The following is an 11,573-nucleotide window of genomic DNA, read 5'->3' as shown; positions in this document are numbered from 1 at the left end:
TGCTCTCCCTCCGTGCCCGGTCAGCCGACCGTGACGACTCCGGTGGCCGCCGGGTTCGCGAAGTGGCTCACCTCGGTGCCGCCGGCCTCGATGCGGCTCAGGATGTGCCGCGGCCGCCGCAGGTCGGCGACCAGGAACTGCGAGGTGTCGGCCGAGTTGCAGGCCTGCGCGTCCTCGCGGTACGGCGCGACGTCGGGACTGCCGGGGCTGATCACACCGGCCAGGCCGATCGCCCGGTCCTGGAACTCCTGCGGTTCCCGGGTGGTCAGCACGAGCCGCTGGTCGGGGCAGGTGAAGGCGACCGCCGCCATCATCCGCAGGTAGTCGTCGTCACCGATCCGGGTGCTGTCGCGTGATGTCATCGCCGGCCGCATCCGCGGCAGCGACAGGTCGACGACGGCGTTGCGCCGGCGCAGGTGGTCGCCGTGCGCGACCAGCCGCACGATCTCCGAGGCGACGTCGTCGTGCAGCCCGACGAGCACCCCCGGGTTGACGTAGCGGAACCCGGCGTCCAGCCACCTGTCGAACGACGCCACCCGGCGGTCGTAGTCGGCCTTGGGCACGTCGGTGCTGGTCTTGCCCATGAACCGCCGGTACGACTCACGGTCGTAGGTCTCCTGGAACACGCACATGGTCACCGGCTCGTCCCGGGTGATCCACTCGGCCAGGACGTCGATCTCGTCCGGCTCCATGCTGCCGATGTTGAAGTAGATCCGCTCGAAGCCCATGTCCAGGGCGGTGCGCATGGCCCAGCCGATCCGGAACGCGGTGCTGAGCCGGGTGTACTTGTCCTGGTACTCGCCGGTGAGGAAACCGACGCCGCGGACACCCTCACTGCGGTACAGGATGCGCAGCTGGTCGATGATCTCGTTCTTGCCGGAGAACTTGCGGATCATCCGCGCGTTGCCCTTGCGCATCGAGCACATCTTGCATTCGGAGTCGCAGTGGTTGGTGGTGTAGAGCGGCACGAACGTGTGCAGCCGGGGCCGCAGCCGCGCGACCCGCAGTTCCGCGGCGTGCTGCAGCCGTTCGGTGCTGATCTGCCGGTCCTGCCACAGGGCCAGCGCGACCGCCGGCCGTGACGCCGACGGTTCCTCGCCGGGGCCCAGTGCCAGGGCGGCCTGCGTGTCGACGGTGGCCGCCTCGGCACGGACCTCCTCGAGGTCCGGCGGGATGTAGTCGCTCATGACAGTCCTCTCTGCAGCGCCAACGTCCATGCCGAACGCATTCCTATCGAGCCGACCCTGCGCTGGGCAAGCTTTCTTGACCCCGCTTGTGGCGACTTTCTAGCGCTTTTTGAGTGAGGTTTTAGCGGCCTGCCCGAATCGCTCGGAAAAATGCTCGCCACGTTGACACCCGACGATCGGCGTTCCTAGGTTTCTTCTCAGGGCCGTTCCCGCAGACAAAGCCATTACGAAAGTGAGGTGTTCCATGTCCGCTGAGCTGAGGGCAACCGAGACGAACGCCGCCGACCTGTCGGCACTGGACATCGAGTCGCTCGAGATCTCCGAGTTCCTCGACGACAACCGCCTCGAGGACAGCGAGGTCGTCGCCAAGGTCATGTCGGCGTCGTGCACCACGTGCGAGTGCTGCTGCAGCTGCTCGTCCTGACGCGCCTGTTCGCCTGATCCGGTGCCCCGCGGCGCTTCTCGGCCCCGCCGCGGGGCACCGGAATGCGGTGCCGCAGAATCCGCCCGGAAAGGACGGCCCATGTCGACGACCACCACCGAGAACCTGTCATCGCACCTTCCTGATCTGCCGTCGAGCACCCTCGACAGACGCATGCTGATGATTTACGTCCACGTGCCGTTCTGCCATTCGAAATGTTCTTTCTGCGACTGGGTGCAGGCCATTCCCACCAAGGATCTGCTGCGTAAACCCGGTGATCCGGTGCGGGAGCGCTACCTGTCCGCGCTGTGTCACGAGATCGCGCAGCGCGGCGCCGCCCTGACCGCCGCCGGCCACGTGCCGTACGTCGTCTACTGGGGTGGCGGCACGGCGAGCAGCCTCGACGAACGCGAGACCGAACGGGTGATGGGCGCCCTGCACGACGCCTTCGACCTGTCCACCGTGGCCGAGTGCACCATCGAATGCAGCCCGGACACCGTCGACGCGGCGAAACTGCGGTTCTACCGCGGACTCGGCTTCAACCGGGTGTCCAGCGGCGTGCAGTCGTTCGACGACGACCGGCTGCGGCGACTGGGCCGCCGCCACAGCGCCGACCAGGCACGCCGCATCGTGCACGCGGCCCGCGAGGCCGGCTTCGACGAGGTGTCGATCGACATCATGTCCGGCTTCCCCGACCAGGACGCCGACGAGATGAACCGCACCGTCGAGGCGGCGCTCGCCCTGCCGCTGAGCCACCTGTCGCTGTACTCGTTCCGGCCCACACCCGGCACGTTCCTGCGGCGCAGCCTCGACCCGGCCGAGCGCCGCGACTACCTGCGCCGCCAGCAGGTGCTGTTCACCGGCGCCCGCCGCCGCATCGAGGACGCCGGCCTGCCCGAGTACGCCAACGGCTACTTCGGCCGCGTCTCGCCGTTCGCCGCCATGTACTTCCAGCTGCGCGCCGACACCGCGGGGTTCGGCTCCGGCGCGATCTCGCTGGTCGACCAGCGGTTCGCGTCACACCAGAAGGGCCTGCTGCACCGGTACGCCGACGACCCGCTCGCCTTCGACATCGACGTGCCCGCCGGCCAGGACCGCGTCCTGATCTCCTTCCTCCAGGCCGGCCTCGCCATGTTCGACGGCATCCTGCGCGCCGAATGGCAGATCTCCACCGGCACCGACCTCGACGAGGTGCTTCACCGCCCGGCCATCGCACCCCTCGCCGAGTTCCTGCGCGGCCGGGGACTGGTCGAGGACGACCGCGGGATCCGCCTGGACCGCCGCATCGCCGGCCTCACCCTGATCGAACTCGCCTTCGAGATGGCGATGTCCCAGCCGGAACGCGCGTGACCTGGCTCGAACTGCCCGTGCCGGTGGGCACGATCCCCATCCCCGCCATCGGCACCTGGCTGGCCGCCGAGCAACGGACCGGCGCCGTCGACCAGGGCCTGTTCCTGCGCGAACCCGGCGAACCCGGCCGCCGCCGATTGATCGTCCAGGCGCGCGGCCCGGCGGGCGGGACCGCGGCGGCGCTGCGCCGGCTCGCCGACGACACGATCCCCCCGGCGGTACGCACGGCCACGATCGTTCCGCTGCAGGGGTCCGCGTTCGCCGGCCCCGCACTGGCCGAGGTGACCCGCGACTTCCTCGCCACCGTCACGCCGACCCTGGCGACGCTGTGCCCACCGGCGGACTCCCCGTCGTCGGCACGGCTCGCCGCGGTACTCGACCTGATGGCGGCGCATCTGCCCGCGCTCGGGCCGCCGGCGGTGCCCGGCGCGGACCGGGTCGCCGGGCTGCTCGGCGGTGCGCCCATCGGGGTGCTGAGTCTGCGCTCGCATGCGGACGCGTTCATCGCCACCAGCCGGGACCCGGCGGTGACGCGCCGTGCGTTCGACGAGCGGTTCGCCGCCGTACGCCACCCGGTCGAACAGCGACTGACCGCGATCCTGGACCAGATCGCCGGCCGCGGCCCGACGGTGTCCCCGGCGGCCGCGCAGTGGCATGCCGCGGTCGTCGCCGCACGACCCGGCATCCTGCGCCGGGTCGCATCCGGCGCCCTGACCGTGCACGACGGCTCCGGCGATCCGGCCGCGTTCACCGCCAGCGCCTTCCACACCACCGCCGCCGGGTCGACGACGTTGCAGACCTTCCTGCACACCGACCCGACGTTCGTGACGACCCGGCTGCTGACCAGCCTGCTGTATCTCAGCCTGCACCACGTGGGGCTGTCGCTGACCGAACGCTGGTTCCTGTGCCACGCGGTCAGCCGCGCCTGCGAGTCAGTGTTCGGTGTCGACCCCGTCGCCGTGCTCGCCGGGCTCACCGCCGGCTGAGTCGTAGCGCGGGGAACGGATCAGCCGGCCGGCGCCCCCGGCCGGCACGAACTCCTGCGGCCGGGTCAGCGGGGCCGCGGCCGGATCCTGAAACGCCAGGCCGATGCCGGCGCCGAGCATCGCGGTCACACCCGGCCCGGTGACCGCCGCCTCCACACTGAAGTAGGTGCGCTGCGTCGGCGCGTACCCGATGAGTTCGACCACCCGGGACACGCCCGGCGGGCGCCCGTACGCCTTCTGCTCGTCGTCCCACAGATAGATCGCGCCCCACATCTCGCCCTCGGGGCCGGTCGACGACACCCAGATCTTCTCCCGCAGCCCGTCGACCTGCGCGTACGCGTCGACCGCGTGGTCACGGAGGTAGCTGCGCAGGGACTGGACGGTCTGGGCGGACCGCTCGAGGTTCCACAGGATCAGCGTGCAATGCATGGGGTCGTTCCTCTCGGATGGCTCAGGTCAGCGGCCGGTCCCCGGGTGAACGGCCGGCCTCGCGTCAGCACCGCTGCTCGGGTGAGCAGCTGGTACTCCGGTTCAGCGGCCGGTCCCCGGGTCAGCGGCCGCGCACGAAGTCGCCGGTCACGATGCGGTGGCGGCCTTCGGTCGTGGCCTCGTGCCAGCTGGTGTCGAGGTCCTGGGTGTCGCGGCCGGAGGCCAGCATGGTGCGGTGCAGCCGCCGTAACGGCGCCGACGGTTCCAGGCCGAGTTCCCCGATCAGGCAGGTGTGCAGCTTGCCGTAGGCGTTGACCGCCGCGTCCCGCCGCCCGGACCGGTACAGCGCCAGCATCAGGTGGGCACACAGCCCCTCGTGGGTGCGGTACTGACTGACCAGGGCGGACAGTTCGCCAAGCAACTCATGGTGCCGGCCCAGCCGCAGATCGGCGTCGATGCGGCAGTCGAGCACGTTGAGCCGCGCCTCCTCCAGCCGCTGCACGTCGACGTCCAGGTGCGGGCCGCGCTGGACGTCCATCAGCGCCCCACCGCGCCACAGGGTGAGCGCGTCGGAGAACGCCCGGGACGCGGCGATGAAGTCACCGATCTCGCGGGCCCGGTGACCGGCACAGGCGAACTTCTCGAACTGGACCACGTCGATCCGGGCCTCCGGAGCGTTCAGCTGATAACCCCCGGGAAGCGTGGCCAGCAGCCCCTTGGCGGCCGCCCGGGACGAATCCCCGTTCGGACGGCACCTGGCGATCCGGTTACGCAGGCTCAGGATGTAGGTCTGCACGATCGTCTTGGCACTGCGAGGCCGCCCGTGCGGCCACAGCTCCGTGATCAGCTGATCGACGGCGACCACCGACCCGGCGTGCAGCGCCAGCATCGCCAGCACGGTGCGCGGTTTGCCGGCGGTCGGCGCGAACGATGTGCCGTTGTGTGCAGCGGCCAGCGGGCCGAGCACTTCGATCTCCATGAGAGTCCCCCGAAGAAATGGCCGGACCCGGCCGCGAGTTTATTTCGATCTTTCTGCGCCTCGCGTTTTCCGATATGTCGTCCCCAGGTCCGATGGAGTATCGAGTCAGGTTCGGACAGTCCGACCCGCCACCCAGTCCGTTATACCTTTCACGAGTTGGACAAGTCGAGTATTGCAATGATGCAAATAGATATGATATGAGCGAGCGATCTTCTTCGCTCCGAGTGGACGTGCTTGGTGGGTGCGCGGCATTCGTACCGCTTGCTCCGGTTGGTATGTTCCTTTTGCGGTTTCTTGAAGCCGGATTGTTTCTTCCATTAAAGATCGATGACCGATTGTTGCGGGTGTTTTCAAAATTGCGCAGGAATCCCGGGTCGTTTAAAGTCTGTTTACGATCGCCCCGGCGTCCGGTGACACCGGAGCGGCGGTCCCTGATCGCGGATATCCGTTTGTTCGCCGACCACGCCGGGGCCCGCCCGCACCGTCCGGAATGGATCGGGACCGGCGGCGATGATCGAGAGCTGCTCGATCTGCCGGAAACTGCCGCGACAGGCTCGCCGCCCTTGCTTGAGAGCCTCGACTACGGTGTGGGCTCCAGGCCGTCCGCGTCCCGTCCATAGGGGAGATGCATGTCGCGTCGCGCTTCCGGGATTCTGCTGTTCGTGTTGAGCATTCCACCGCTGCTGCTCGGCATCTCCGCCGGAAAGGACGCGAACCACGAGGCGGGGGTACACGCCGGGCAGCTGAGGCAGGCCGCCACCGTGGCCGACGCGGCGGAGCGGGAGCGGTTCACCTACTACGCGGAGAGCACCCTGCGGCGCTTGGAGGACGCCCGGTACAACCGGAACATGCTGCTGGTCGCCGCGGCAGCCGGGCTGATCGGCGGCATCGTGGTCCTGGCCACCGGCCGCGGCCGACGCGAGGTTCCCGCCCCCGGCCACGGCGAGGTCCCCGCCACCGCTCGCGACGAGACCGGGCCGGCCGCCGGTGCTGTGGACACCGCGCCCCCGGCTCCCGCGTTCACCTCCTGCCAGGCATGCCAGTGGAAGATCTCGGTCGCGGCGACGGCCTGCCCGCAGTGCGGCCACCCGCACCAGCCCGTGACCACCGTCGCAGCGGCGTCCCCGCCACCGGCACCGGCCGGTAAGGGGCTACGGGCGTTCTACGGAACCCTGATCGCGCTGGGCCTCGGCGGCGCTGCGGTGATCTACACGGTGCTGTTCGACAGCCTGTCCGAGACCGAGCTGGTGCGCCTCTCACCGTTCTGGCTCTTCCCGGCGGTGTTCGGCTACTACGGCCTGGTGGCGCAGCGCATGGAGGCACAACTCCAGGAGAGCCACCTGGACACCGTCTCGGATCAGCTGCTGAGCGTCATCCGAGAGACCGGCGTTCTCGGGCAGGTGCTCGCGTTTTTGATCCACGCACCGTTCCTGCTGGTCAAGAGCCGCCAACCGTGGGTGACCGCGCTCGTGGGCTCACTGATCTGGGCGATAGCCCTGGCACTGTTCTTCAGCCTGGTCTTCCCCAGCCTCTGAACCCCGGGTTCTTGAGTGCCCGCTCACGACCTCCCTCGGCACCCTTCAAGCCGGTTCCTGAAAGCCGGGGGAGTGGTGATCCGGCGATTCTGGTCGCCGCCGATGTTCCGCTCGATCCGGAGGATTCCCCGATGTAGGTGGCCGGGAGTTCGTGTGGAGGTTTCGTGCAGAGCCTTCCACCGACCGCGACCGTGGGCGCAGCATCGACGCTATGACCATCCGGCAGTAGTTCGTCGAGCACGGGGGAATCGGATGACGTTCTTGGGGGACTCGTTCGAACGGCAGGACGACGTCGCGGCACCCACCAGGCCCGGGACACGGGTGTGGAGCCGTCGTGGCCTGGTTCAGACGGTCATCGGCAGCGCCGGTTGGCTGCTGCTGATACCGCTCATGTGGCGAGCCCAGGTCCCGCTGTTCGGCGGGTTCTACCTCGGGCTGTCGCTGCTGTTCGTGGCCTTCCTCCTCGCCGCCCTGGTGTCGGTCACGATGATTCTGGTCGCCTGCGTGCAACGGTCGTGGGGAGTCGCCCTGGTGAGCCTGGTTCTCGCCGCCACCGCCGTCGTCGTCGCCACCCGGCAGGACTCGGAGGGCGACTACATCGACTACCGGTACCAGGCGCATCGCACCGCACTGGCCGCACTGGCCGAGGACTACCGGGCGGGCCGCCTGCGCGGCGAGGTGACCCTGCCGTCCGACGTGCGTCCCCTGTCCCCGTCGGGCATCGCCTATGCCAGTCCCACCGTGCTGTTCGTGCAGATGTGGCAGAACTGGCGGGCCGAATCGGGGACCGGCCTCGCCTACTTCATCGAACCGCCCACCGGGAAGACGACCGTCACCACCGCCGCCGGGGACTTCGGACATCCGCAACGGGAAGTGGGCGACGGCTGGTGGTGGGTGGCTTAGCCAGGTCGGTTCGGCCGCTGCCTCTACCCGTACAGGACGGTGAAGTAGAACTGGGGCACCGTGGCGACCTGGTAGAGGGAACCGCCGAGCAGGACCACGCTGATCATCAGCTCGGCGACGACCCGCCGGAACAGCTCCTGGCGGACCTTCGCGTCGGTGGCGCGCCGCCGGCGGTGATCGGTCCAGATCGGGAGCGCGAAGGCGATCGCGGGTAGCGGTAGGTACGCCACGGTCATCATCTTCAGCTCGACGCGGTCGCCGGCGACGGCGACGCCGAGCACGGCGACGGCTGCGAGATAAACGATCAGCAGGACGGGAGCGACCACCGGCAGGGCGCGGTGGTGAAGCGGTGCGGACGTGGTTTCGGCCTCTGCCATGTCGACGTGTACGCCGTCAGGCCCCGGACCGTTCGAGATCGTCGTCACCGCGAGCCGTCGTTCTCCCGACCAGCCGTGTCTCATGAGACAACGTGCCGTAGATGCCGATCGGCTGCGGGCTCGGGTCACTCAGTAGCGTTCTGCCTCCGCATGCCATCCGTACCCACGTCAGATGCCCGAAGTCCATCCGAGTGGACGGCCCTCGGACTCGGCGGGATCGTCTGTAGGTCGTCAGCTTGTGGTGGTGTCTCCGTGTCGGTGATGCCGGCGCCGGATACCGATTCGCCCGGTCACTTCGCTACCGGGGCTCGGGGGACGCCGGAGCCTGGTCGCGGGTCGCGGCCCAACTCGCCAGGAGCCGCAGGGCATCGGCGGCGGCGGATCCGGCCGGGGCGCTGAGCAGCGTCATCACGAGGCCCGGGTCGGCGGTCACCTGCATGGTCTCGAAATTCAGGTCGAGGTCGCCGACAACCGGGTGCCGGAACTGTTTGATGCCGGTGCTGTGCAGCCGTACGTCGTGATCGGCCCAACGGGCCCGGAATTCCTCGCTGCGGGTACAGAGTTCACCGACCAGGTCGGTCAACGCCCGGTCGTAGGGGTCGCGGCCGGCTTCGGTGCGCAGCATGGCGACGGTGAAGGTGGCGATGCGTTCCCAGTCGCGCCAGAAGTCTCTGGCGCAAGGGTTGAGGAATGCGAACCGGGCGTGATTGGCGGGACGCTTGGGGTCGTCGAACATCGGCGCGTACAGCGCCTGCGCGAGAGGATTGGCGGCGAGGACGTCGCCGCGACCGTTGCCGACGAACGCCGGAATCTCGGTCATCAGGTCGAGGACCCGGGCGATGCTCGGGCGGATCTGCTGAACGGGCGCGTTGCGGCGGGGGCGGCTGCCGGATCCGGCGGCGCGAGCCAGAGCGGTCAGATGCTGTTGCTCGGCCTCGTCGAGGTGCAGTGCTCGGGCGAGGGCGTCCAGGACGCTGTCGGAGGCGCCGGCGAGATTGCCGCGTTCGAGTTGGGCGTAGTACTCGACGCTGACCCCGGCCAGGTCGGCGACCTCGCTGCGCCGCAGTCCCGGCACCCGGCGGTTGCGGTTGTAGTTCGTCAGACCGGCCCGCTCGGGAGTGATCTTCGCGCGGCGGGAGCTGAGGAAGGCTTTTACCTCGTCACGGTTGTCCACCTCTTCAGGCTAGGTCGGTTCGCCGGTGCGAGTGGTGGGCTGTCAGTACACCTTCCAGCAGCATCTTCTCCGTTCTGAGGGAGAACGGTTCTCTGGATGACGTCACCGCTTCCCCGGTTCTTGCGGTCCTGCAAGACCGCGGTGGTTTCCTGAAAGAGGACGTGAGCAACATGGTCGAGAAGAAGGTTCTGCTCGTCACCGGCGCGAGCCGCGGCATGGGCGCGGACATCGCGAAGGCCGCCCTGGCCGCCGGGTACGCCGTCGTCGCGACCGGCCGCGACCCGCAGAAGGTGGAGAAGGCCGTCGGCGCCGCCGCCGATCTGCTGACCGTGCGGCTGGACGTCACCGACCCGGCGAGTGTGCAGGCCGCCGTGCGGGCCGCCGTGGACCGGTTCGGCCGCGTCGACGTGCTGGTCAACAACGCGGGCAACTTCATCGCCGGGTTCTTCGAGGAGATCACCCCGGACGGCTTCCGGGCCCAGATCGAGACGAACCTGTTCGGCCCGCTGAACGTCTCCCGCGCCGTGCTGCCGGTGATGCGCGCGCAGCGTTCCGGGCTGGTCGTGACGATCTCGTCGACCGCCGGTTTCCTCGGCGGGGAGTTCACCTCGGCGTACGCGGCGTCGAAGTTCGCCGTCGAAGGCTGGATGGAATCCCTCGCTCCGGAGGTCGCGCCGTTCGGGATCCGCACCATGATCGTCGAGCCCGGCTTCTTCCGCACCGACCTGCTCACCCCGGAATCGACCAGCTACGCCGAACCGAGCATCGCCGACTACGCCGAGCGCACCAAGCAGACCGTCACCGCGTGGAGCGGCATGAACGGCCTGCAGGGCGGCGACCCGGCCAAGCTCGCCGCCGCGCTCGTACAGCTCACCGGCACCGAGGAGCCACCGGCGCGGTGGGTAGCCGGCGCCGACGCCGTCGGCGCTCTGGAGCACAAGGCGAAAACCCTGCTCGAGCAGGCCGGCGCCCACCGCGAGCTGTCATCGTCCCTGGCCCACGACGCCTGAGCAGCAAACGCAGACCCCTGCCCGCTGGGGCTGAATGCCCGGCCGGTGATGACCGTCCTGACCATCAGGATCCGCCGATGTCCGCCACAGACGCATCCACTGCCGAAATCGGCCCCTAGCTAGGAAGGCAATCCAGTGAGCGAGAACGAGAACAAGGCCCGCTTGAGCCGCCGCAACCTCATCGTGGGTGGCTCCATCGTGTCAGCGGGTCTGCTGATTCCCCGTAGCGCCTCGGCGGCACCGGCGCCCACGCCGCGTACCGCCGGATCGACTGCACGGATCGGTGACGTGACCGTCCGTGGCGTCGCGTTCAAGAACAACGACATCACCATGTCCGGCAACGTCTACCTGCCGAAGGGCTTCAGCAAGCGGCGTACGTACCCCACCGTCGTCGTGGTTCACCCCGGCGGTGGCGTCAAGGAACAGGTGGCCGGCCTGTACGCGCTGAAACTCGCCGGAGAAGGGTTCGTCACCCTGGCGTTCGACGCCTCCCACCAGGGTGCGAGCGGCGGCCTGCCCCGTTGTCTCGACGATCCGATGAAGCGGGTCGGCGACTTCTACAGTGCCGTCGACTACCTCACCACGCTGCCGTACGTCGACGACCAGCGCATCGGTGCCCTGGGCGCCTGCGCCGGCAGCGGCATCACGGTCAAGGCGTCGATGACCGAACGGCGGATCAAGGCCCTCGCCACCGTCAGCGCGGTCGACGTCGGCGCGGCAACCCGCAAGGGCTGGGAAGGCGACACCCTCGAGTCCGCCACGATCGAGACCTTGAACGCGGTCGCCGCGCAGCGCTCCGCCGAAGCCGCCGGCGCCGCACCGGTCTATGTGCCCTACGTGCCCGCGCTCGGCGACACCACGGCGCCCCGCGACCTTCAGGAAGCCGCCGACTACTACCTGACGGCACGCGGCCACCACCCGACCTCGACCAACAGGATGCTGATGACGAGCACCAGCACGCTGGCGTCGTTCACCGGCTTCGAAGGCGCGGACACCTTCATCACCCAGCCGCTGCTGATCATCGCCGGTAGCGAGGCCGGCTCGTTGTGGCACAGCCGCGAACTGCACACCAGGGCCGCGTCGAAAGACAAAGAACTATTCATCATTCCCGGCAAGACCCATATGGAGCTGTACGACGGCCCGGGCGCAACGACGGCGGCGGCCAAGCTGGCCCCGTTCTTCAAACGCACCCTCGCCACCGCCTGACTCCGGTCAGCCTTCA

The 11,573-nt window shown here is 68.9% G+C and carries 13 protein-coding genes; 8 read left to right on the top strand and 5 right to left on the bottom strand.

The window, feature by feature from the left end; translation table 11 throughout:
- Positions 1 to 20: 20 nt before the first annotated feature.
- Positions 21 to 1,187, bottom strand: coding sequence for a 3-methyl-2-indolic acid synthase (nocL, locus tag BC793_RS39470; protein ID WP_158319510.1), 1,167 nt, complete (start codon positions 1,185 to 1,187; stop codon positions 21 to 23).
- A gap of 244 nt (positions 1,188 to 1,431) precedes the next feature.
- Here nocL and BC793_RS39465 point away from each other — a divergent pair, with 244 nt between their 5' ends.
- The 3 genes from BC793_RS39465 to BC793_RS39455 all read left to right on the top strand — a co-directional run bounded on the left by BC793_RS39465 (position 1,432) and on the right by BC793_RS39455 (position 3,944).
- Positions 1,432 to 1,611 (top strand): thiocillin/thiostrepton family thiazolyl peptide, encoded by a 180-nt coding sequence (locus tag BC793_RS39465; protein ID WP_109601721.1) that lies wholly within the window; start codon positions 1,432 to 1,434, stop codon positions 1,609 to 1,611.
- A 99-nt stretch (positions 1,612 to 1,710) separates the two neighbouring features.
- Positions 1,711 to 2,958: a coproporphyrinogen-III oxidase family protein gene (locus BC793_RS39460; RefSeq protein ID WP_109601720.1), complete on the top strand. Its 1,248-nt coding sequence runs from the start codon at positions 1,711 to 1,713 to the stop codon at positions 2,956 to 2,958.
- Entirely contained in the window at positions 2,955 to 3,944 is a 990-nt protein-coding gene (locus BC793_RS39455) for a lantibiotic dehydratase C-terminal domain-containing protein (protein WP_109601719.1), read from the top strand. Before BC793_RS39460 ends, BC793_RS39455 begins: the two co-directional genes overlap by 4 nt.
- Here the strand turns inward: BC793_RS39455 and BC793_RS50835 are convergent.
- Positions 3,891 to 4,373, bottom strand: a complete 483-nt coding sequence (locus BC793_RS50835) for a hypothetical protein (RefSeq protein WP_203896538.1) — start codon at positions 4,371 to 4,373, stop codon at positions 3,891 to 3,893. The genes BC793_RS39455 and BC793_RS50835 overlap by 54 nt on opposite strands.
- A 121-nt stretch (positions 4,374 to 4,494) precedes the next feature.
- Positions 4,495 to 5,352, bottom strand: coding sequence for an AfsR/SARP family transcriptional regulator (locus BC793_RS39445; RefSeq protein WP_109601718.1), 858 nt, complete (start codon positions 5,350 to 5,352; stop codon positions 4,495 to 4,497).
- Between the two features lie 197 nt (positions 5,353 to 5,549).
- Here BC793_RS39445 and BC793_RS50830 point away from each other — a divergent pair, with 197 nt between their 5' ends.
- The 3 genes from BC793_RS50830 to BC793_RS39435 all read left to right on the top strand — a co-directional run bounded on the left by BC793_RS50830 (position 5,550) and on the right by BC793_RS39435 (position 7,790).
- Entirely contained in the window at positions 5,550 to 5,972 is a 423-nt protein-coding gene (locus BC793_RS50830) for a hypothetical protein (RefSeq protein ID WP_146246668.1), read from the top strand.
- Between the two features lie 9 nt (positions 5,973 to 5,981).
- Positions 5,982 to 6,887 carry a hypothetical protein gene (locus tag BC793_RS39440; protein ID WP_109601717.1) on the top strand — a complete coding sequence of 302 codons (906 nt, stop codon included), beginning with the start codon at positions 5,982 to 5,984 and terminating at the stop codon, positions 6,885 to 6,887.
- Positions 6,888 to 7,139: 252 nt separating this feature from the next.
- On the top strand, positions 7,140 to 7,790 hold the full coding sequence (locus tag BC793_RS39435) for a hypothetical protein (protein ID WP_109601716.1): 651 nt from the start codon (positions 7,140 to 7,142) through the stop codon (positions 7,788 to 7,790).
- 23 nt (positions 7,791 to 7,813) lie between these two features.
- On the opposite strand, the gene BC793_RS39430 is transcribed toward BC793_RS39435, so the two are convergent.
- Both BC793_RS39430 and BC793_RS39425 read right to left on the bottom strand, forming a co-directional pair.
- Positions 7,814 to 8,167: a hypothetical protein gene (locus BC793_RS39430; protein ID WP_146246667.1), complete on the bottom strand. Its 354-nt coding sequence runs from the start codon at positions 8,165 to 8,167 to the stop codon at positions 7,814 to 7,816.
- A 298-nt stretch (positions 8,168 to 8,465) separates the two neighbouring features.
- The gene (locus BC793_RS39425; protein WP_109601714.1) at positions 8,466 to 9,341 is read right to left on the bottom strand and encodes a helix-turn-helix domain-containing protein; all 876 of its coding nucleotides are present in this window, start codon (positions 9,339 to 9,341) and stop codon (positions 8,466 to 8,468) included.
- A 170-nt stretch (positions 9,342 to 9,511) separates the two neighbouring features.
- On the opposite strand from BC793_RS39425, the gene BC793_RS39420 reads away from it, so the two are divergent.
- Both BC793_RS39420 and BC793_RS39415 read left to right on the top strand, forming a co-directional pair.
- Positions 9,512 to 10,351, top strand: a complete 840-nt coding sequence (locus BC793_RS39420; protein WP_109601713.1) for an SDR family oxidoreductase — start codon at positions 9,512 to 9,514, stop codon at positions 10,349 to 10,351.
- A 135-nt stretch (positions 10,352 to 10,486) separates the two neighbouring features.
- Positions 10,487 to 11,557, top strand: a complete 1,071-nt coding sequence (locus BC793_RS39415) for an alpha/beta hydrolase (protein WP_203896540.1) — start codon at positions 10,487 to 10,489, stop codon at positions 11,555 to 11,557.
- Positions 11,558 to 11,573: the final 16 nt, after the last annotated feature.

The organism is Actinoplanes xinjiangensis, assembly GCF_003148685.1.
GTDB classification, from domain to species: domain Bacteria; phylum Actinomycetota; class Actinomycetes; order Mycobacteriales; family Micromonosporaceae; genus Actinoplanes; species Actinoplanes xinjiangensis.
This window is presented reverse-complemented; position numbering and strand designations above follow the sequence as displayed.

What these genes read in the sequence shown, in the direction of transcription:
- nocL (WP_158319510.1), bottom strand. Translation starts at nt 1,187, where the DNA reads ATGAGCGACTACATCCCGCCGGACCTCGAGGAGGTCCGTGCCGAGGCG.
- BC793_RS39430 (WP_146246667.1), bottom strand. Translation starts at nt 8,167, where the DNA reads ATGGCAGAGGCCGAAACCACGTCCGCACCGCTTCACCACCGCGCCCTG.
- BC793_RS39435 (WP_109601716.1), top strand. Translation starts at nt 7,140, where the DNA reads ATGACGTTCTTGGGGGACTCGTTCGAACGGCAGGACGACGTCGCGGCA.
- BC793_RS39420 (WP_109601713.1), top strand. Translation starts at nt 9,512, where the DNA reads ATGGTCGAGAAGAAGGTTCTGCTCGTCACCGGCGCGAGCCGCGGCATG.
- BC793_RS39440 (WP_109601717.1), top strand. Translation starts at nt 5,982, where the DNA reads ATGTCGCGTCGCGCTTCCGGGATTCTGCTGTTCGTGTTGAGCATTCCA.
- BC793_RS39460 (WP_109601720.1), top strand. Translation starts at nt 1,711, where the DNA reads ATGTCGACGACCACCACCGAGAACCTGTCATCGCACCTTCCTGATCTG.
- BC793_RS39465 (WP_109601721.1), top strand. Translation starts at nt 1,432, where the DNA reads ATGTCCGCTGAGCTGAGGGCAACCGAGACGAACGCCGCCGACCTGTCG.
- BC793_RS50830 (WP_146246668.1), top strand. Translation starts at nt 5,550, where the DNA reads ATGAGCGAGCGATCTTCTTCGCTCCGAGTGGACGTGCTTGGTGGGTGC.
- BC793_RS39445 (WP_109601718.1), bottom strand. Translation starts at nt 5,352, where the DNA reads ATGGAGATCGAAGTGCTCGGCCCGCTGGCCGCTGCACACAACGGCACA.
- BC793_RS50835 (WP_203896538.1), bottom strand. Translation starts at nt 4,373, where the DNA reads ATGCATTGCACGCTGATCCTGTGGAACCTCGAGCGGTCCGCCCAGACC.